Below are 22,020 nucleotides of genomic sequence, written 5' to 3' on the forward strand. Positions count from 1 at the left end.
CGCAGCCAACAACGCTGCGGCTTCAAGTAAGCGGGGTATAAACCTCGTTACCGTTAACGAAGGTCGTGGTGATCTTATAATCACGGGTAAATGCGGTCAGGTTTGCTACCTTCCCAGCCTCAATCGTACCTAAGCGTTGTGCTACACCAATGGCGCGCGCTGGGTACAGCGTCGCCATGCGCAGCGCTTCGTCCAGTGCAATTCCCACGTGCTCCACGCTGTTCTGCACCGCTTCGATCATGGTCAGTGCGGAACCACTCAGGGTGCCGTTTTCATCAACGCATAAGCCATCGCGATAGTATATTGTTTTGCCAGCAAAAATAAATTGATCAATCTTCGCGCCTGCTGGGGCGGTGGCGTCGGTGACCAGTACCAATTTATCACCTTTTACCCGTTTGGCGTTACGGATACTCGCCCAGGCGACGTGATGGCCATCGGCAATAATGCCGGTGTAGACTTCTGGCGTGTCAAAAATTGCCCCCATCAGGCCGGGTTCACGCCCGGTAATGTATGGCATGGCGTTGTACAGATGCGTGGCGAAGGTAATCCCCGCGCCGAAACCGATACGTGCCTGATCGTAGGTGGCGTTTGAGTGGCCAGCGGAAACCACGATACCGGCATCGCTCAGTTGCTTGATGAAATGAGGCTCAACCATTTCCGGTGCCAGCGTCACTTTGCTGATCACGTCTGCGTTGGCACACAAGTAGTCGATCATCTCGCTGGTTGGTTTGCGGATAAACGCCGGGTTGTGAGTCCCTTTCTTGACCGGACTCAGGTATGGCCCTTCCAGATGCAGGCCAAGCGCCTGATTCGGATTGTTTTTCAAGTAAGCGCGCATCACGTTGATGCCGTGCTTCATAAAATCGTCGCTGCAGGTGATCAGCGTCGGCAGATAGCTGGTGCAGCCCGATTTCTCGTTGGCACGCTGCATGATTTCCAGCGTGGTTTCCGAGATGGCTTCCAGCGAGTCATTGAATTGCACACCGCCACAACCATTAAGCTGAACGTCAATAAAACCGGGGGCTAGGATGGCGCCACCCAGATCGCGCGTTTCAATGCCAGCAGGCAACTCAGCCAGTGGGCAGACTCGTTCAATCAGACCATCAGCAATTACTACCGCGTGGTCATCAAGCACGTCTAGGCCGGTAAAAATCCGGCATTGGGTTAAAGCGAACATGTAGCCCCCTGCAAAAATTAAAGACTATTAACGCTTTCCGCTTCTAATTCACGGAAATATTTAACGGTTTTCACCTTCAGCTCCATAGTGGAAGGCTCATCGCAGACCACGATGGATTTCGCGTGCAACTGCAGGCAACTGATGGTCCACATGTGGTTGACGCAGCCTTCAACGGCGGCTTCCAGAGCCTGCGCTTTGCCACGGCCGGTGACTAGAATCATCACTTCTTCCGCGTCCAGCAGCGTGCCGACGCCCACGGTCAGGGCGTATTTCGGTACCTGGCTGACGTCGCCGCCAAAGAAGCGGGAGTTGGCAACGCGGGTTTCTTCCGTCAGCGTTTTGATACGGGTGCGTGAAGCCAGGGAAGAGGCCGGTTCGTTGAACGCAATGTGCCCATCGACCCCCACACCGCCCATGAACAGGTGAACTTTACCGTAGGACTTGATCTTGGCTTCGTACTGGCGGCACTCTTCATCCACATCTGGCGCGTTGCCGTTCAGCAGGTTGATATTTTCGCTCGGGATATCAACGTGGTTAAAGAAGTTGCTGTACATAAAGGTGTGATAGCTTTCAGGGTGCTCCTGCGGCAAGCCAACATATTCGTCCATGTTGAAGGTTACCACGTGCTTGAAGCTGACTTCACCTGCTTTATGCATGGCAATCAGATGCTTGTAGGCTTCAAGTGGGGTACCACCGGTTGGTAGGCCGAGCACAAACGGGCGATCGGCCGTTGGTTGGAATGCGTTGATGCGTTGAACGATGTGGCGTGCAGCCCATTTGCCGACTTGTGCAGTATCTTTCAGTGGGATAAGTCTCATCATACACCTCTTGGTAAAATAAACTGTGGCTATACTGTGACGGGGTCAGAGCTGGAACCTTAAGCGTAACCCAGCTTTGCGAAGCTCGCGTTAAACGCCAGCGCCCTTTGATTTTTTGAATGATAAAATAAGTTTTGTGCGATGGCTAGCAATGTGGCAGCTTAAGACTGCTTTTTGGTGATGTAACTCACAAAAAATGAGGTTTTAATTTGCGATACGAAATAATTTTTTTACACTCCGCATGAAGAGACTGTATCCCAGCATTCAGCTCAGTGGGATACCATCTGTTACGTGCCAGGCGTTATTTAATTTCTAAAAGGTAGTGAGTTATTCTCAATAAACTACCAATAGGGTCCGTCCGCGGACGAATAGGGGGAAAAGGTGAACATTCTTAGTTATTTGCAAAAGGTAGGCCGGGCCTTGATGGTTCCGGTCGCCACGTTACCTGCCGCCGCCATCTTGATGGGCGTCGGGTACTGGATTGATCCTGTGAGTTGGGGCGGAGATAACGCTCTGGCAGCATTGTTTATCAAATCCGGTGCGGCCATCATCGACAACATGGCAGTGCTGTTCGCCGTGGGTGTGGCCTATGGTATGTCAAAAGACAAAGACGGTGCCGCTGCGCTGACCGGTTTTGTTGGTTTCCTAGTGTTAACTACCCTCTGTTCGCCGGGTGCGGTGGCCATGATCCAGAAAATCCCGGTCGATCAGGTGCCTGCTGCGTTCGGCAAAATTCAGAACCAGTTCGTCGGTATTCTGGTCGGTATCATCTCAGCTGAGGTTTACAACCGTTTCAGCGGCGTTGAGCTGCCGAAGGCGCTGTCGTTCTTCAGTGGCCGTCGCCTGGTGCCGATCCTGATCTCCTTCCTGATGATTCTGGTGGCTTTCATCATGATGTACATCTGGCCGGTAGTCTTCAGCGGCCTGGTGAACTTTGGTGAGCACATCCAGAAACTGGGTTCCGTTGGCGCGGGTATCTACGCGTTTTTCAACCGTTTGTTAATTCCGGTGGGCCTGCACCACGCGCTGAACTCCGTATTCTGGTTCGACGTTGCCGGTATCAACGACATCCCTAACTTCCTGGGTGGGCAGCAGTCCATCGAATCTGGTAAGGGCATCGTCGGTATCACCGGGCGTTATCAGGCTGGTTTCTTCCCAATCATGATGTTCGGCTTGCCGGGGGCGGCACTGGCGATTTATCACTGCGCTCGTCCAGAGAACAAAGCTAAAGTGCTGGGGATTATGCTGGCAGGGGCCTTTGCGGCCTTCTTTACCGGTATCACCGAGCCGCTGGAGTTCTCCTTCATGTTCGTGGCTCCGGTACTGTACGTGATCCACGCCGTGCTGACCGGTATTTCCGTCTTCATCGCCGCCAGTATGCAGTGGATTGCCGGTTTTGGCTTCAGTGCCGGTCTGGTGGATATGGTGCTTTCAACGCGTAACCCGTTGGCCACCCAGTGGTATATGCTGATCCTGCAAGGCCTGGTGTTCTTCGTTATCTACTACGTGGTGTTCCGTTTCATCATCAGCAAATTCAACCTGATGACTCCAGGCCGTGAACTGGCGGTTGCCGGTGACGAAACCGACGGTTATGACGTGAATGTGAACAGCGACTCAGGTAAAGAAGAAAGCGAAACCACAACGCTGGCTCGTCGCTATATCGGCGCTATCGGTGGTTCCGACAACCTGACCGGTATTGATGCCTGTATTACCCGCCTGCGCCTGAACGTGAAGGACTCTGCGTTGGTTAACGATGCCGTTGCCAAACGTCTGGGTGCTTCCGGTGTGATCCGTCTGAACAAGCAAAGCGTGCAGGTTATCGTCGGCACCCGTGCCGAACTGATTGCCAGCGCAATGCGTAACATCGTGGCTGCAGGCCCGGTTGCTGCCACGGCTGCTCCTGCCGCAGTTGCTGCTGCAGAAGTGAAGCCGCAGGCCGTGCCTAATGCACCGAAAGCGTCTTTCCAAGTGCTGGTGGCACCAGTAACCGGTGACGTCGTCGCGTTGGATCAGGTACCGGACGAAGCCTTTGCCAGCAAGGCGGTGGGTGACGGTGTGGCGATTCGCCCAACCGACAAGACTGTTGTTGCGCCAGCCGATGGCACCGTGGTGAAAATTTTCAACACCAACCATGCTTTCTGCCTGGAAACGGACAAAGGTGCGGAAATTGTGGTGCACATGGGTATCGACACCGTTGCGCTGAATGGCCAGGGCTTTAAACGCCTGGTGGAAGAGGGGGCAGAAGTGAAAGCAGGTCAGCCGATTCTGGAAATGGATCTGGAATACCTGAATGCCAATGCACGCTCAATGATTAGCCCGGTTGTGGTCAGTAATGCCGATGATTATGCAGGTCTGACGGCGTTGGCAACCGGCCACGTGGTGGCTGGCCAGACCAAGCTGTTCGAGATTCAAAAGTAAGCCTGTTTCCCCCGAGTTATTTCGGGGGGTAAACGAGCCGTAACCTTGGCGGGAAAAGAGCGATCTTTTCCCGCTTTTTTGTTTTTGTACGGTGCGGCTTATTTTCGTGAAACTAACGGTTGTTTCCGGACGTGGCTTGTTGGAACATAGGCGGTTATGTGTAGCGCTTTGCATTAGAGGAATAATGACATGAGTGAGGCAGAAGCCCGCCCAACCAATTTTATCCGCCAGATCATTGATGAAGATCTGGCATCTGGGAAGCATACGTCAGTACAGACCCGCTTCCCTCCAGAGCCGAACGGCTATCTGCACATCGGCCATGCGAAATCCATCTGCCTGAACTTTGGCATTGCGCAGGATTACCAAGGTAAGTGTAACCTGCGTTTTGATGATACCAACCCGGCAAAAGAAGACATCGAATATGTTGATTCGATCAAACACGACGTGGAGTGGTTGGGGTTCAAGTGGAGTGGCAACGTTCGTTACTCTTCGGATTATTTTGATCAACTGTACCAGTATGCGGTTGAACTGATCGGCAAAGGCTTGGCCTATGTCGATGAACTGACGCCTGAGCAGATCCGTGAATATCGCGGCACCCTGACCGCGCCAGGTAAGGACAGCCCTTACCGTAACCGCTCGGTGGAAGAGAACCTGGCGTTGTTTGAAAAGATGCGTAACGGCGAGTTTGCCGAGGGCAGCATGTGTCTGCGTGCCAAAATCGACATGGCTTCACCGTTCATCGTGATGCGCGATCCGGTGATCTACCGTATCAAGTTTGCTGAGCACCATCAGACCGGCAACAAATGGTGCATCTACCCGATGTACGATTTCACCCACTGCATTTCCGATGCGCTGGAAGGGATCACCCATTCGCTGTGTACGCTGGAGTTCCAGGACAACCGCCGCCTGTATGACTGGGTGTTGGATAACATCACTATTGCTTGCCATCCACGCCAGTATGAGTTCTCGCGTCTCAACCTTGAGTACGCCATCATGTCAAAGCGTAAGCTGAGCCTGCTGGTGAGCGAGAAAGTGGTGGAAGGCTGGGACGATCCGCGTATGCCGACCGTTTCCGGTCTGCGTCGCCGCGGTTATACCGCAGCCTCTATCCGCGAGTTCTGCCAGCGTATTGGTGTGACCAAACAAGACAATAACGTTGAGATGATGGCGTTGGAGTCCTGCATTCGTGACGATCTCAATGAGAATGCCCCACGGGCCATGGCCGTGCTGGATCCGGTGAAAGTCATCATTGAAAACATGACGGATGATGTACAGAGGGTCACCATGCCTAATCATCCGAACAAGCCGGAAATGGGCAGCCGCGAAGTGCCATTCAGCCGTGAAGTGTACATCGATCGTGCCGATTTCCGTGAAGAGGCGAACAAGCAGTACAAGCGCCTGGTGCTGGGTAAAGAAGTGCGTCTGCGTAATGCCTATGTGATTAAGGCCGAGCGCATTGAGAAAGATGCAGCGGGGGAAATCACCACCATCTTCTGTACTTACGATCCTGAGACACTGAGCAAGGATCCGGCCGACGGCCGCAAGGTGAAGGGCGTGATCCACTGGGTGTCTGTAGCACATGCACTGCCTGCGGAAATCCGCCTGTACGATCGCCTGTTCAGCGTGGCGAACCCGGCAGCGGCAGAAGACTTCCTGTCGACCATCAACCCGGAATCGTTGGTGATTAAGCACGGCTTTGTCGAGCCGAGCCTGGCGGCAGCACAGCCAGAGAAAGCCTATCAGTTTGAGCGTGAAGGCTATTTCTGCGCAGATAACCGCTACTCTTCATCTGAGAAACTGGTGTTTAACCGCACCGTAGGCCTGCGCGATACCTGGGCTAAAACGGGCGAGTAAACGCTCATTCACGCTTCGGCGTGGAGCGCAGCTCAGGCTGTAATGCTTGTTAGTTAAGACTAACCAGTTCCCTCTCCTTAGGGAGAGGGAGCGACTCCTTTGGCAAGGGCGGCGGGATTATGCAGTTTTGCGCTTAACCGATTGGTATTACAGCTCAAGTTGCGCTTTTTTTATTTTTTAACTGATCCGACTTTTCATCTCCGACACCTCCTTTTGCAACCTTTCTTTTTTGCCTATAACGTGGCTTTTTTTCTCGTTTCTCTCTGCAAATCATTCCTGTATTGATATTTTGTACTGCCGAAATAACTTTTTGTTATATATTCGCGATGCGAATTAATATCATTTATAGAGCGCTCTCATTTTTTCTATAAGTAATTGTTTTTTTCAGGCTGAAACCTTTCTTGTCTCGAGGGATTTACTGAGATATCGACAATTATTCTGATTTTATTGAATTTTTTATTCAAAAAAGGAAGATTGCTGATTCATGTAACAAAATCTCATCGATATGTGCTCTTTGTCATACTTTGACAATTCTCTCTCACTTTTCATTTGATAATTCGCGTCGCGAAAAATAGTCTAGCGATAGCAATAAAGCTGAATGGAATTTTCTCCTACCAGCAGAATTTTTACCCGATTGGGTTTTTATTAGCGTTCGCGCAGGGCTGTGGTGAATACCGGCGGACGCACTTTTAAAGTCAAGTCAAAGAGGAATTTTCATATGGGTACGCATGGTGCTCAGCGTAAAACGCTGGTACTCGCTATCGCGGGTGCTTTGTTAGGAACCGGGTTTGCTATGGCGCCTGAAGCGCAAGCGGCAGGGTTTATCGATGATTCAACGATGACCGGTGGGGTTTATTACTGGCAACGTCAACGCGATCGCAAAGATCTCAACGAAACGAAAGAAGAAACCTTACCCGATGGCACGAAAGTGACGGTGAAGAACCCTAACTACAACTCTTATACTACCAACTTGTCGCACGCCACAGCCAACCTGAGCCTGGATTTTACCTCCGGCTATGCCATGGATATGTTCGGCCTGGATGTTGGGGCCTTCAGCGCCATTGAAATCGCCGAATCCAAAGAAAGTGGTCACCCTAATGAAATCGCCTTCTCTAGCCGTAACCGTACCTATGATGAAGACTACTCAGGTGATAAAAGCGGCATCAGTCTGTATAAAGCCGCCGGTAAATTCAAATACGGCCCGATGTGGGCTCGTGCGGGTTACATCCAGCCAAGTGGGCAAACGCTGCTTGCACCACACTGGAGCTTTATGCCGGGCACTTACCAAGGGGCTGAAGCGGGGGCTCACTTTGACTACGGTGATTCCGGTGCTCTGAGCTTCTCCTACATGTGGACTGACAAGTACAAAGCGCCTTGGCACCTGGAGATGGATGATTTCCGTCAGAATGACAGAAAAACCAGCGTTTCCTACCTGCACTCGCTGGGCGCTAAATACGACTTCAAAAACGATCTGGTGCTGGAAGCCGCTTTCGGTCAGGCACAAGGCTACGTGAATCAGTATTTCACCAAGGCTTCCTACAAATTTGATGTGGCGGGCAGCCCGTTGACCACCAGCTATCAGTTCTACGGAGCTGAAGATCGTATCAGCAACCAGAACGATCCAAACAGCATCTACGACGGCCTGGCATGGTTGCAAGCGTTGACCTTCGGTTATACCACCGGCCAGTTCAACTGGCGTCTCGAAGGCACCATGGTTAAAGCGGAGGGTAACCAGGGTTATTTCCTGCAGCGTATGACCCCGACTTACGCCTCTTCTAACGGCCGTCTCGATATCTGGTGGGATAACCGTTCCGACTTCAACGCCAACGGCGAAAAAGCGGTTTACGGCGGCGTGGTGTATGACCTGAGCAAATGGGATCTGGCTGGTATGTCTGTCGGTGCCTCTTATGTTTATGCCTGGGATGCGAAGCCAAGCTCCAACCCGATTTACGATCAGAGCCAGCGTCTGCGTGAGAGCGCTTACAGCCTGGATGCCATGTATACCCTGCAGGACGGCCGTGCTAAAGGCACATCCTTCAAGCTGCACTTCACGCAATACAACAACCATTCCGATCTGCCTAGCTGGAGTGGTGGCTTCGGTAACGTTTTCCAGGATGAAAAAGACGTTAAGTTCATCGTTATTGCGCCATTCACGATCTTCTAATGCTTTCCCCGGCGGCAATGCTGCCGGGGAAATAACGCTTTAACGCGAGTCTCATTATTGGCTGCTGTGGCCTGATCCAGCGCCCATTGTTACTCGTCGTAGCCAGAGCAGAAATGCTTTCAGACGGCGCGCAGCGGCAAACTCTGCATAGAGATTCGCGATAATAATGACTGATAACCGAAGAGGTTGAAGATGAACAAGTTCAAGATGAGTGCTCTTGCAGCCCTGACCGCTACCGTCGGGCTATTTGGTAGTGTGGGCTCAGCTATGGCTAACCAGCAGGTGGTTGATCAACTTAGCCAGTTAAAAGTGAATTTGAAGATGCAGGACAATCGTGCTGCGGATAATGGCGTCGATTGCGCCAAGTTGGGGGCTGATTGGGCATCATGTAATAAGGTGTTGATTACCCTGACCAACGCAGGGCAGGAAATCAAGGATAAAGACTGGGCGATTTATTTCCACAGCCCACGCCAGACGCTGAAAGTGGATAATGAGCAGTTCAAGATTACCCATATCACCGGCGATCTGTACAAGCTGGAACCTACCGATAAATTTAACAGCTTCCCGGCTAATCAGGCGGTTGAAATTCCGATTATTGCTGAATACTGGCAAGTGTTCCGCACTGACTTCCTGCCGCGCTGGTATGCCACTTCTGGCGATGCCAAGCCGAAGATTCTGGCGAATACCGATACCGAAGATGTGCACCAGTTTGTTGCGCCATTTACCGGTGACCAGTGGAAACGCACCAAGGATGACCATAATATTCTGATGGTGCCTGAAAGCCGTTTCACCAAGAACCAGGATCTGAAAGTGCTGCCAGCGGCGGCATTGCGCGGCCAGATCATCCCTACGCCGATGGAGGTTAACGTTCATAAACAGGATGTTGATCTGAGCAAAGGCGTGGCGCTGGATCTGAGCGCTTTGACCAAACCGGTGGCTGATGCGGCAACCCAGCGTTTTGAACTGTTGGGTGTGGCAAACCATGCTGGCGGTTATCCGATCAAAACCGATATTCAGCCGGGGGCATTTAAAGGCGATCTGGCCGTTTCTGGCGCTTACCAACTGAAGATTGGTGAGAAAGGGGCGGTGGTTACCGGTTTCGATCAGGCAGGGGTGTTCTATGGCCTGCAATCTATCCTGTCGCTGATCCCGTCTGATGGCAGCAAGAAGATCGCCACATTGGATGCCAAAGATGCACCGCGCTTCCAGTACCGCGGCATCTTCTTGGATGTGGCGCGTAACTTCCACCATAAAGATGCGGTGCTGCGCCTGCTGGATCAGATGGCGGCCTATAAGCTGAACAAATTCCACTTCCACCTGACGGACGATGAAGGCTGGCGTATCGAGATCCCAGGCTTACCGGAACTGACCGCGGTGGGGGGGCAGCGCTGCCACGATCTGAGTGAAACCACCTGTCTGCTGCCGCAATACGGTTCAGGCCCAGAGCCGCACGGTGGGTTCTTCTCCCGTCAGGATTATATCGACATCGTTAAATATGCTCAGGCACGCCAGATTGAAGTGATCCCTGAGATCGACATGCCTGCGCACGCCCGTGCAGCGATTGTTTCCATGGAAGCGCGCTACAAGAAACTGCTGGCTGAAGGCAAAGAGAAAGAGGCGAATGAGTTCCGTCTGGTGGATCCGACCGATACCTCTAATACCACCTCGGTGCAGTATTTTAACCGCCAAAGCTATCTGAACCCGTGTCTGGATTCATCCAAGAACTTTGTAGATAAGGTGATTGGCGAAGTTGCCCAGATGCACAAAGAAGCCGGTCAGCCGCTGCAAACCTGGCATTTTGGTGGCGATGAAGCGAAAAACATCCGCTTAGGTGCCGGTTATACCGACGTGAAGAAGCCGGAAGCGGGCAAGGGCATTCTTGATCTGAGCAAAGAAGACAAACCATGGGCCAAGTCTCAGGTTTGTCAGGCGATCGTTAAAGAAGGCAAAGTGGAAGATATGGAACACTTGCCAAGCTACTTCGGCCTGGAGGTCAGCCAACTGGTGAAAGCGCACGGCATTGACAGAATGCAGGCGTGGCAGGATGGCCTGAAAGATGCCAAAGACTCAAAAGCCTTCGCCACCAAGAATGTTGCGGTGAACTTCTGGGATACCCTGTACTGGGGCGGTTTCGACTCGGCTAACGACTGGGCGAACAAAGGCTATGACGTGGTGATCTCTAACCCGGACTATGTCTATATGGACTTCCCGTATGAAGTGACCCCAGACGAGCATGGTTACTACTGGGGCACGCGTTTCAGCGATGAGCAGAAGATCTTCAGCTTTGCGCCAAACAACCTGCCGCAAAATGCTGAAACTTCGGTTGACCGAGATGGCAACCACTTCAGCGCCAAGAGCGACAAACCGTGGCCGGGTGCCTATGGTCTCTCCGCCCAGCTGTGGAGTGAGGTTGTGCGTACCGATCCGCAAATGGAATACATGATCTTCCCACGTGCGCTGTCTGTCGCAGAACGTGCCTGGCACCGTGCGAGTTGGGAGCAGGATTATAAAGCGGGTCGTGAGTATAAAGGCGGCGAAACCCACCAGGTCGATACCAAGACCTTGGAGAAGGATTGGCTGCGTTTTGCCAACCTGATCGGGCAACGTGAACTGGCCAAGCTGGATAAAGGTGGCGTGAGCTACCGTCTGCCAGTCCCAGGGGCACGCATTGTCGATGGTAAGCTGGAGGCCAATATCGCCCTGCCAGGCCTAGGGATTGAATATTCTACCGACGGTGGCAAACAGTGGCAGCGTTACGACGATCGTGCACGCCCGGCCGTAGCGGATGATGTTCAAGTTCGTGCAATCAGCCCAGATGGTAAACGCTTCAGCCGTGCTGAGCCAGTAAAAGCCTAAGCTAAAAAACAGCCCATCTGTGTGTCGGCGGATGGGCTGTAAATGTGTCCTGTGTCTGAAAGAAGTGTTGCTAGTGAGTTATATTTAGCCGTTGTTTTTCCCCGGCAGGTCCGGGGATTTTTTTGCTCGTAAATTACGGGTATAAAAAAACCGCCTTTGCGCGGGCGGTTTCTCCATTCAGATCGGCCAGAGTTATCTTTTGTCGTGCAGCGTATCGTTCTCGCGGCAGTCACCCACGTCACAATGGCCATACAGATACAGGCTGTGATTGGTGAGTTTGATGCCGTGCTGCTTGGCGATATCGCGCTGGCGTGCTTCGATAGATTCATCGCTGAATTCGATCACTTTGCCGCAATCCAGGCAAATCAGGTGATCGTGGTGATGCTGTTGGGTGAGTTCGAACACGGATTTCCCGCCTTCAAAATTGTGACGTGTCACAATGCCCGCATCATCAAATTGGTTCAGCACGCGGTAAACCGTTGCCAAGCCGATTTCTTCACCCATATCTATCAGTTTTTTGTACAGATCTTCCGCACTGACGTGATGGCATGCCGGATCTTGCAAGACCTCCAGGATTTTGAGTCGCGGAAGCGTGACTTTTAAGCCAGCCTTCTTCAATGCGTTATTGTTGTCAGTCATGCGGATTCAGTCCTGTTACTATGCTAATCAAGTTGAGGCGTTTTCGCCTATGGCATCGGTCGGCACAAAAAGAGTTAATTGCGTCTCATTATAGAACCGCTTGCCCTAAATAGAAACCGTCGGTTGTTAACAAAGGTATATCTGCACTGTTGCATAGGGTACATGCAACGTCTTGATGGATGGGATAAACCGATGCCTCAGTCTACCGTGATGGTGCGGGAAGTTACAGACTTGTAGCTTCTATTGCTCTAATACGTGATGCCAATGGCAGCCCTGCTGCCAATACTATGCGCTTTGCAGGGCTTTGTACAATATCTGGAGGGCTTAGCCGACGATATCGGCCAGGCTCAGCTCTTCACTGATTTGTTTGACCCAGGCATCTACGCGGTCATTGGTCAGTTCTGGCTGACGATCTTCGTCAATCGCCAGGCCGACGAAGTGATTGTCATCTGCCAAACCTTTAGAGGCTTCGAAGTGGTAGCCTTTTGTTGGCCAGTGGCCGACGATCGCGGCACCACGTGGTTCAATGATGTCACGGATGGTACCCATCGCATCGCAGAAATACTCTGCATAGTCTTCTTGGTCACCACAACCAAACAGAGCGACCAACTTACCGTTGAAGTCAATGTCTTCCAGGGTTGGGAAAAAATCATCCCAGTCACACTGTGCTTCACCGTAGTACCAGGTTGGGATGCCGAGCAGCAGGATGTCGAAAGCTTCCAGATCTTCTTTGCTGCTTTTGGCAATGTCGTGAACTTCAGCCACCTCTTTGCCATACTTTTGCTGAAGATTTTTCTGGATCATCTTGGCAATGTTTTCGGTATTGCCAGTATCGCTGCCAAAGAAAATGCCTACATGAGCCATAGTACAAATAACCTTTTAATTCAATGAAATGCCTGGATTTCGCCGGTTGCTTACCTGCAACAACGAACTCTTTGGGGATCGTATTACGTAAGATCAAGGCAAGAGTTCAACCTGGGGACTCTCTCTTACCAGTAAATGTCTATCATGCCAGAAATTTGCTCTGGGGTTTTATCGCATTTATGCGATGCCTGGGGAATGACTGCAAGCGGTGTTGATCTGGCGTCATCCTCGACGCCGCGCCGCGCGTGCGGCTGCCAAGATCATCGTTCTGGTTGTTCTTCCGCCAGTTTTGCCAGCAGCATTTGTTCAATCAATTCGCTGCGGCTGATGTTGCGCTGGTCCGCCAGCCTGTTCAAAGCATCTACGGCGTCTGCGTTGATTTTCAGCTCCACGCGCCGCAATCCACGCACTTTGTCACGCCGTAGCTGATTGCGCTTATTGATTCTAAGCTGCTCATCACGGGAAAGCGGGTTGGTTTTTGGGCGCCCCGGACGGCGTTCATCTGCGAACAGATCCAGCGTCGTGCGATCCGTTTGTTCTTTTGCCATTGTTGCGGACTACTGCAAGGGAGTTTGTATCCAAAAGCGCGTTTGCGCTTCAAGACGCTTCAGTTAACACCATTCGGGCTAATAAACCCTAAGCCAAATTTACCCCCAGCCAAGCACAGATTTGCTCGTTGGACAGGGTGGCAAAATTATATCCCACAGGATTTCAGGCCATATGCAGCCCACGAGGTTGCAGCCTGAAAGGCGTCGGAAATAGCGCGCCATATTACCCCAGCAGATGGAGCAACGACAATGCCTAACTTAGGCAGAAACGTGCTAACTCATTCTCTTTAGCACGTTTTTTCACCATTCTGACTCAGGCATCATCCAGGAAGCGATGGATAGCCCGCAACACAGCGTCCGGTTTTTCCGCATGCACCCAATGGCCGGTGCCCGCAACGACGTAAGCCCGGGCCTGAGGGAATTGACGGGCAATGCTTTCGCGGTATTGATCCTGCACATAAGGCGAAAGCCCACCGCGGATAAAAAGCGTTGGATGTGGCCAGGCAGGGACCTCTTGCCAGCCGATAATGTTTTCGTATTGTGCGATCAAGGCTGGCAGGTTGAAGCGCCAGGTTCCAGAATTGAAAGACTTCAACAGGAACTGGATTACGCCTTCTTCGTCCAGATATTCGCGCATGAGCTGCGCTGCCGCTTGCCGCCGGGTAATACCGGCAGCGGTGACCGCCTGCAAAGCGGCAAAAATCTTGTCGTGGCGGCGAACGTCATACGCCACCGGGGCGATATCGATGACGATCAGCTGTGCAATGCGCCCCGGCGCTATCGCGGTCAGCGCCATAGCGGCCTTGCCCCCCATGGAGTGGCCGATAACGATGGCCTTATCCACCTGCAGGTCGTCCAGCAGCTTCAGCAGATCTTGCGCCATTGCCGGGTAGGTCATCTCTTCAGCGCGCGGCGAAAGGCCATGATTGCGCAGATCGACTTTGATGACCCGATGCTGTTGATTCAGGTCGCGAGCCAGTACGCCAAGGTTATCCAGATTGCCGAACATGCCGTGGATCAACACCACCGGGAGCGTGGGAGCGTCAGAAGCTAATAGTTGATAATGTAGTTTCATGGTGAGTTCGTGACTTAAAGACATCTCGCTAGAATATCATGATTAAGCAGAGCTCGGCCTGTCTGATGAATGTCATGGTGATCTTGCAAGCCGCGCGTTATTGAGGCTAATCATTGATTTTGTTCAGGGGAAAGCCACTGTGAAAGCAATGCATGCAGCTGCGAGGGTTCCAAGGGCTTGGATAACACCAGGTAGCCTTCTTTTTCCGCTTGTTGCAATATCTCCGAATTAAACTCGCCGCTGACCATGGCGCCACAGGCCTGTGGGAAGCGGTGGAGTAACTCCTGCAAAATATCGAACCCACTCTCACCCGAGCGCAGGCGCTGATCGCACAAAATCGCCTGTGGAGAGAAGCCACTTTCAAGCAGGGTAAAAGCTTCGTTGGCAGAAGCAACGCAGCGTACCGTTACCCCCCAAGCCTGCATCAAGCTGGCCCAGGCGGCGGTGACCAGCGGATCATCGTCGACGACCAGACAGGTTCCGGTAAGCGATCGCTGTGGTACGGATAACGATTTCTGCGGTACGGCTAATGGAGCCCGGGCCGTCACGGTGTCGCTGGCCGGCAGGCGCATCCAAAAACGTGAGCCTTTTCCCTCTATCGAGCTCATTCCGCACTGTACTTTCATCAGTTTCGCGCATCTTGCTACCACCGCCAGGCCAAGTCCATGCCCGGCACTGTCTATACGCCAGGCAAGCTCGGGGCGATAGAACGGGGAGAAAATCTGGCTTTTTTCAGCGTCCGCAACGCCGATCCCTGTGTCCCAGACCTCGATCAACCACTCTTTACCACGTGGGCGAACAGAGAGCAGCACTCCACCTTTGGGAGTGTACCTGAGTGCATTATGCGCCAGGTTAATTAACGATTGTTTAAGTAACGAGAGGTCGCCTAGCGCCACGCAGCGCCGTTGTGGGAATCGGGCACGCAGCGTCAACCCCCTGTTATTCGCCTCTTCACGAAACAGAGTGACGATAGAGTTGATTAATGGCACTAATTCCACTTCTGTTGCCGGAACATTGACAGCATTATTTTCTATGATTGTCAGGTCTAACAGTGAGTTGAACATTAAGTGTAATGAACGCACACTTTCTTGCAGATCATGGAGTTGCGGATTCAGCAGGGGATCGCGATTCTTGTGTACGATCGCTGCAATCAAAAATCCCATCGCGTGAATCGGTTGGCGAAGATCGTGGCTGGCCGTGGTGAGGAACAGGTTTTTATCATGTAATGCTTGTTCCGCTTCTTCCTTTGCCACGCGGAATTTCTCAGCCAATAAGATGCTGTCCTCTTCCAGCCTCACCTGCTGAAGGAAGAAGGCATGTGAGGTCAAGGCATGACGATAAATAGCAAAGGCATACAGCAGATTAAGCAAGAAAGTGATTGGCCAGATCTCACCGTATCGCCAAGGGAGCAGAATAACTAACATTCCCCAACAACTGATAAAGAAACGCTGGAATGCGCCCAGTAATGGCGTTAGGTGTGTCGCGTTGGCGGCGATGATAGCGGCAATGCTGATATTGAGCAGCAGAGTGAAATCAAAAGATTGGCTCATGGCTGTCACGATCATCAGCGAAGACAGGCCGATACCGTGCAGCAAAGCTACCCGATTCACCCAAGGTAACCACTGAGCCAGCATAGCGGTGTCAGCCGTTGTACTCAGTTTCTGGCGATAGCGGTAATGCCAAATCCTGACGAGTACGGCGGCAATAAGGTAGAGCACAATCCAACAGATGATAGGGGTTAAAGGGAGTTGTAGTTTATAGAGCCAAATAGCAAACACTATTCCGACAAAAGGCACAGCATTGATGCTAAAAACCAATCTTGCTAGGACATTGTTTAATAAACGGAGCTGCGAGTGCGGCTTGATGCCCTGAGGAGCTTTATCACTGAGGATATTTATCATACTGTGAAGCGTCGTCCCTGAAGTAACGTGATAGCCTCGACCCTGTTGCTGACGCCAAGCTTGCTGAGAATACCGGTAATGTGTTCTTTGATCGTCTGTTCAGACACGGCCAAGGTCATGGCGATCCTTTTGTTTGAAAATCCCCGGAGCATCATTGTCAGTACTTCTGCCTGCCGTTGGGTCAGCCCAAACTCCTGATAATTAAAGGTTGATGAGGATAATGACGATGGTTCTGAGGTATCAGGGAACCAGAGTTGCCCGTTTTGCAACGCAGTAACGGCTTGGTTGAAGATCTGTGGTGAGTCGTGCTTATGAAAAAAGCCGTGTGCTCCCATTTCACGGGCTTTGTGTTGAACATTGTTATTTTCATCCCCGCTGATCACCAGTAGACGAATATTAGGATTTTCCTGCGGAAGTTTTCTGATTAATTGAAGAGCTGTCCCATCCGCTAACCAGAAATCCAAGACCAGCAATTGTGGGGGACCCTTCTGTTCGATCAAATCATCACACTCCTGGCGGCTGGTGGCGACGTAAACATGTTGGTAACCACAATGTGTGCCTAAAAATGCCGCTATGCCCCCAGCCACCAACGGATGGTCGTCAACGACTAAAGCGTAAGGTTTACTCACGTCACTCTCCTTTTGTCACCAATGTAACGTTCGCGTTGACTTAGGCATGTCATGGTTCACTTTTATCTGAGGCATGCCGACTCGTTACGATACACGAGTGGCAGCATTTTGTGTGTTTAATAAGCAGAACAAATAACAGGCCCGTCCAACAGGCTCAGCGCAGATAAAACCTACGCCAGTACCCTAGTAAATTCAAATTGCAGGTAAGAGTGCGACGCAGTGAGTCTTCAGTAACTGATTCCAGCCAGTACTGAATAAATCAAGGAAGGCTCACATGTAACTTGAAGTAAGTGGGTATAGGATGGCACAGATATTCAGGCTAAAGTTGCAGCTAGATTAAAGGTACTCTTGCTTCAAACAAACCCTACTTCAGTAGGGTTGTACTTTTGGGATTATGTTCGTACCATTTCAACGCGTTAATAATAGCCTGCTCTAATAAGCGAGTATTTGCTCATATTATTGAAATAAAATGGCTGTATATGGCGATTCTATTCTGTTGATGTTATCCGTTCAGTGCATTTGGGTTTTTATACATAAATATAGATTTGCTAGCTTACAGTCATTAATGCAAAGAAAACAGCTGATGACTTCGGTTATTAGCATTAATAAATAGTTTATCAAATGGATTAAGATATGCGCATGTATTTATGGAGTGTGATGGTGGTCTTGCTGCTTGTTGGCTGCAGTTCCATGGGGGAAGATAAATTTAGTGCTTCGTATGTAAAGGCACATGTTATAGCCAAGCAGACAACCAAGGCGCAAGTACAGGCAATTTACGGTGTACCCGATGATCAGACCGTTCGTTCTGATGGTACTGTGTCATGGGAATACGAAGTGAGGGGCAATCTGAGCACTGCCTCTTCGATTGTCGGTTATATCCCTGGGGCAAATGCAGTCTCCAGCGCTCTGGGCATGGCTAACACGGCATCGAATGCTTCAGATAGCGCCACCAAGGCATCCGCAAAAATGTCAGGAAGTACGGAATACCATGCAAATCGTCTTTATATTGATTTCGATAGCGCTGGTGTGGTTAAACATTGGTTTATGTAGCTCAGAAAATTACGCTCTCATTATAACACCAGGTATTAAAAATAGCGGATTTCGTGAATGATTATATTGAGGAAAGATTGCTTGTTGTTAATGCCCTCGATAAGTAATATGAGCGAGTATGAAAACGAACTCCGCTTCCTATAAAAAGCACTTAGGCAATAGTGGCGCGCAGACGCATAAATTGCTTAAAAGTTAAGGGCATTGAGTGAAGGCTTCCTTATTGGGAGCTTTTGTATTTCTGTGGTTGTAAAAATAATTAATCTAATAACATCTGAACATTTTATTAAACTCATTGGAGGAGTTGTTCTGTATGAATAAAGTTTATCGTCTGGTACGCCACCGCCGCACGGGTTCTCTGGTGCCCGTTTCTGAACTCTCCCGCAGTGGCGGAAAATCCCCTCAAAACCGCAAAGTCGCTATTGCCCCCGGCCTGCTTCTGGCCATGGCCGGTATGGTCGGTTCCGTAGGCTGCGCCAGTGCAGCAGAAATCGTGATTGACGGCGGTATAGAAGAAACCGTACCGGGCACTAAGCCAGACGGTTGGAAAACAGGTAATCGAGTTGATCTGGTTATTGGTGACTCTAGCTCAGGCAAGCTCACCATCAGTGAAGGGGCCAAAGCGACTACGGTCGGTGCTGGCTATCTGGCAAGGCAAGCCGGTTCTGTAGGGGAGGCTTCCATTTCAGGAGCGAACTCCCGTTGGACTCTCTACAACTACGATCCTCTTTATGGTCAGAATCTTAAAGTTGGTGTCGCCGGAGAGGGCAAGGTTTCGGTGTTTGATGCCGCGACGCTGGACGTTTCATTTATTGAATTGGGGGTAAATGAAGGCGCCAAAGGCACTCTGAATATCATGGGGGCTAATTCCCAGCTCCTGGGCCATCAGGTAATGGTTGGTAACCAAGGAGTCGGTGAATTCAACATTTCTGACGGCGGTAAGTTTGTACTGGATACCTTCGACAAGGTGATTGTAGGCAATGGCGCCACTGGTCAGGGGACGGTTAATGTTGACGGCGCGGGGAGCCAGCTTTATTACAACAAGTACGGTTCCTCGAGCATGTATGTAGGCTACGGTGGCAAGGGGGTGATGAATGTGTCCAACGGTGCCAAGGCTGGCGCAGCCGAGATACATTTGGGAACCCAGGCCGGTGCCTATGGCGAACTGAATATTTCCGGCGTGGGATCGGTGGTGTCTTCCCCTAGTGGAGTGGTTATTCGGGCGGGTGAACAAGGAGAGGGCAAGGTCAGTATTACCGACGGTGCCGTGTTTGACGGCGGTTCTTACAGAAATTATCTGGGGGACAGTGCGGGCGGAAAAGGGACGCTGCTGGTTTCTGGTACCGGTTCTACCTGGAAGTCCTCAGTGTTGACGGTGGGTAATGGAGGGGAAGGGCAACTACAGGTCATCAATGGCGGAAGCCTTGAGGCCGCAGGGCTTGATATCGCTTCGAGGGTTAACAGCCAAGGCAGCGCCGTGGTAAGCGGTGCAACCTCTTCAATTAAGGTTGGTGTACTGAATGTCGGCGTATATGGTATCGGCAGCCTGACCATCGCTGATGGTGCTCAGGTGACCAGCACGGGTTCAGATAAATACAGTGGCGTTTCCATTGGCACTTCGCCTGCCAGCGGTAGCATTCTGGTCAAGGATCAAGGGTCGTTACTATCGGCCGGATATATCAATATTGGTGGGGCTAACGGTGACGGCACCTTGACCATCGCCGACGGTGGTTTGGTGAAGGTAAACAGTGCTGGGGAAGTTCGAATCGGTGACGGTTCGATTAAGCAGGCTGTGCTCAACATCGGTACGGGCGGCAAAGCGGGCACTCTGGAAGCCCCCAGCGTTTTTCTTCACAGCCGCGGTATTTTAAATTTCAACTACTCGGATAATCAGGATTTCGCCCCCAAGCTAAGCGGCATGGGCACCATCAATCATCTAGGAACCGGGGTTACACGCCTGATGTCCAAAGATAATATGATCGGTGGTCAAGTGAACGTTGTGGCGGGAACTCTGCAGGCGGGGGTAGCAAATGGTTTTGGTGCCAACCTTTTTAGCCCCGCCGTTTTCAGCGTTGGGCAGGCAGGAACGCTGGATCTGGCGGGTTTCAGCGCCTATTTCAGTGGGCTGAATAATGCGGGGGTGGTCAATCTGGGCAGGGCTGACAAAGCTGGGATGACACTGACTCTGTCTAATGCCACTTTCTTTAGCGGCGGCGACGGCAGCTATAAAGGCGAAGGAGGCACGCTGAGGCTGAATACGGTACTTGGGGGCGATGACTCGGTTACCGATCGTCTGGTGATCACCGGCAGCAGCAGTGGTCAATCTTGGTTACAGGTCAATAACGTCGGGGGGCAAGGCGCTAAAACGGTTGAGGGGATTGAGGTTATCAGCGTCGCTAAAGAGTCCAACGGCGTATTTAACCTGCAAAAACCGGTTGTAGCGGGCGCTTACGAATATCTGCTGCATAAAGGGGGGACGCAGGATCCTGCCAACGGTAACTGGTACTTGCGTTCAGAGGCCGTGAGTACGCCACAACCGCCTAAGCCTATAGTTCCTAAACCTGAAGTACCCACACCAGAAGCACCCGTTCCCTTGGTGCCACCTCAGCCTGAAACTCCTGCGCCTGGGGCTACAGATCCATTGGCTCCACAGTCAGGAAACTCGCCCTCTTTACTACGCGTTGATGCAGCTGCCTATCTGAATAACCAGAATGCAGCGGTGCATATGTTCGATCATACTCGTTCCGATCGTATGGGTGAGCCTGGGTTGGGCGCTGTAGGGAAAGAGGGCAACGGGGCGGTTTGGATCCGTGGGCATCGTAATAATCTGGATGTAGGCAGGGTTGGCGAGCAACTGTCGGTTGAGACGGATCTGGATGTGATGCAGATTGGTGGTGAATTGCAGCATGCTCTTGGCACAAGCCGGTTGCACACCGGGATCATGTTAGGTTATGGCAGCGCCGATACCCAAGCGATTTCCGAACTGAGCGGGCGTAATGCTAAAGGCAAAGTTACGGGAACCAGCTTTGGTGCTTACGGTACCTGGTACCAGAATGCCTCATCGCCAGTTGGGCTCTATCTGGATAGCTGGTTGCAGTATGGTCGCTACGACAACGACGTCCAAGGCAGTGGACTGGCTCGCGAAGAGTATAAGTCCAACACCTGGAGCGGATCGTTGGAACTGGGCTATGCATTGCCATTGTATGAGGGCATGAGCCGCGGTCTGTATCTGGAACCACAGGGGCAGGTGATTTTTACCCGCTACAATGGTGATGGTCATACAGAGGAAAACGGTACCCGGATTGCGGAACAGCGTAAAAATCAGACCACTACCCGTCTTGGCGTGCGGTTGTTCAGCAATGCACTGGCTCCCAAGGCTAATCAGATTCAACCGTTCTTACAGTTGAATTGGTGGTCAGGGGGTAACGACGCGACCGTTGAGATGAATGATACGCAAGTTAACCATAAACTGGCTAACAATGTGTATGAAGCTAAAGCTGGCGTTCAGTTTGTGCTGGGCAAAGGTTGGAGCGCTGCGGGTAATATTGGGGTCCAGCGGGGCAGTAATGACTTCCGTGACGTTAATGGTCAACTGGGCCTGAGGTACAGCTTCTGATCAATAACCAGCCCTGAAATCAGGGCGGTTAACGCTAACAGAGTCTTTTAGCCCTGAGCTGAGTATGCCGGGGCTATAATGGGGCACCCACTGGTGCCCCATTTTTCGATCTGTACAGCGTTGCGGCAACGTTATCAAAGCGCATCCTGCCCCTATCTTCAGCCAGCACAAAGAAGAGTTCATTTTGTGGTAGTGCGATATGCCAGATAAGAGCAGAACAGTGATATTTTTTACTGCCGCGGGTTAGCACTCGTATTCTTGTGTGGAAACGTGTGCTGACCACCCAATGTCGCAGCGGGGGAAGTTGGCTGGCCCTCTAGAGTCTGTTAATCTACGCCAAAGCAGTGAAATATCGTAAAACCAGATGGTTGGAAAAATGTAGGTCAGCATTGAGATTTTCTTTAATGACCGTCA

General features: G+C 51.5%; 14 protein-coding genes. 6 read left to right on the forward strand and 8 right to left on the reverse strand.

The window, feature by feature from the left end; translation table 11 throughout:
* Window positions 1-22: 22 nt before the first annotated feature.
* Window positions 23-1,177, reverse strand: coding sequence for an N-acetylglucosamine-6-phosphate deacetylase (nagA, locus tag BMI79_RS04510; RefSeq protein WP_076940817.1), 1,155 nt, complete (start codon window positions 1,175-1,177; stop codon window positions 23-25).
* Window positions 1,178-1,194: 17 nt separating this feature from the next.
* Window positions 1,195-1,995, reverse strand: coding sequence for a glucosamine-6-phosphate deaminase (gene nagB, locus BMI79_RS04515; protein WP_076940819.1), 801 nt, complete (start codon window positions 1,993-1,995; stop codon window positions 1,195-1,197).
* Window positions 1,996-2,376: 381 nt separating this feature from the next.
* Between nagB and nagE the strand changes: the two genes are divergently transcribed.
* From nagE to BMI79_RS04535, 4 genes are all read left to right on the forward strand, one after another.
* Entirely contained in the window at window positions 2,377-4,413 is a 2,037-nt protein-coding gene (nagE, locus tag BMI79_RS04520) for an N-acetylglucosamine-specific PTS transporter subunit IIBC (RefSeq protein WP_076940820.1), read from the forward strand.
* A 189-nt stretch (window positions 4,414-4,602) separates the two neighbouring features.
* Complete coding sequence (gene glnS, locus BMI79_RS04525; protein WP_076940822.1) at window positions 4,603-6,267, forward strand: glutamine--tRNA ligase; 1,665 nt, start codon at window positions 4,603-4,605, stop codon at window positions 6,265-6,267.
* Between the two features lie 718 nt (window positions 6,268-6,985).
* Entirely contained in the window at window positions 6,986-8,431 is a 1,446-nt protein-coding gene (gene chiP, locus BMI79_RS04530; protein ID WP_076940824.1) for a chitoporin ChiP, read from the forward strand.
* Window positions 8,432-8,623: 192 nt separating this feature from the next.
* Window positions 8,624-11,287: a beta-N-acetylhexosaminidase gene (locus tag BMI79_RS04535; RefSeq protein ID WP_076940826.1), complete on the forward strand. Its 2,664-nt coding sequence runs from the start codon at window positions 8,624-8,626 to the stop codon at window positions 11,285-11,287.
* Between the two features lie 192 nt (window positions 11,288-11,479).
* Here the strand turns inward: BMI79_RS04535 and fur are convergent, their stop codons facing one another.
* From fur to BMI79_RS04565, 6 genes are all read right to left on the reverse strand, one after another.
* Window positions 11,480-11,926 carry a ferric iron uptake transcriptional regulator gene (gene fur, locus BMI79_RS04540; protein ID WP_076940827.1) on the reverse strand — a complete coding sequence of 149 codons (447 nt, stop codon included), beginning with the start codon at window positions 11,924-11,926 and terminating at the stop codon, window positions 11,480-11,482.
* A gap of 324 nt (window positions 11,927-12,250) precedes the next feature.
* A complete protein-coding gene (gene fldA, locus BMI79_RS04545; RefSeq protein WP_076940829.1) occupies window positions 12,251-12,790 on the reverse strand; it encodes a flavodoxin FldA in 540 nt (179 codons plus the stop codon).
* Between the two features lie 260 nt (window positions 12,791-13,050).
* Window positions 13,051-13,338: a LexA regulated protein gene (ybfE, locus tag BMI79_RS04550; protein WP_076940831.1), complete on the reverse strand. Its 288-nt coding sequence runs from the start codon at window positions 13,336-13,338 to the stop codon at window positions 13,051-13,053.
* Between the two features lie 313 nt (window positions 13,339-13,651).
* On the reverse strand, window positions 13,652-14,413 hold the full coding sequence (ybfF, locus tag BMI79_RS04555) for an esterase (RefSeq protein WP_076940833.1): 762 nt from the start codon (window positions 14,411-14,413) through the stop codon (window positions 13,652-13,654).
* 110 nt (window positions 14,414-14,523) lie between these two features.
* A complete protein-coding gene (locus BMI79_RS04560) occupies window positions 14,524-16,314 on the reverse strand; it encodes a hybrid sensor histidine kinase/response regulator (RefSeq protein WP_076940835.1) in 1,791 nt (596 codons plus the stop codon).
* Window positions 16,311-16,943, reverse strand: coding sequence for a response regulator transcription factor (locus BMI79_RS04565; RefSeq protein ID WP_076940837.1), 633 nt, complete (start codon window positions 16,941-16,943; stop codon window positions 16,311-16,313). Before BMI79_RS04565 ends, BMI79_RS04560 begins: the two co-directional genes overlap by 4 nt.
* Before the next feature lie 633 nt (window positions 16,944-17,576).
* On the opposite strand from BMI79_RS04565, the gene BMI79_RS04570 reads away from it, so the two are divergent.
* A complete protein-coding gene (locus tag BMI79_RS04570; RefSeq protein ID WP_076940838.1) occupies window positions 17,577-17,993 on the forward strand; it encodes a hypothetical protein in 417 nt (138 codons plus the stop codon).
* Between the two features lie 310 nt (window positions 17,994-18,303).
* Window positions 18,304-21,606, forward strand: a complete 3,303-nt coding sequence (locus tag BMI79_RS04575; RefSeq protein ID WP_076940840.1) for an autotransporter outer membrane beta-barrel domain-containing protein — start codon at window positions 18,304-18,306, stop codon at window positions 21,604-21,606.
* The last annotated feature ends 414 nt before the right edge of the window (window positions 21,607-22,020 follow it).

The sequence above is a fragment of the Serratia oryzae genome, assembly GCF_001976145.1.
Lineage (GTDB): Bacteria > Pseudomonadota > Gammaproteobacteria > Enterobacterales > Enterobacteriaceae > Chania > Chania oryzae.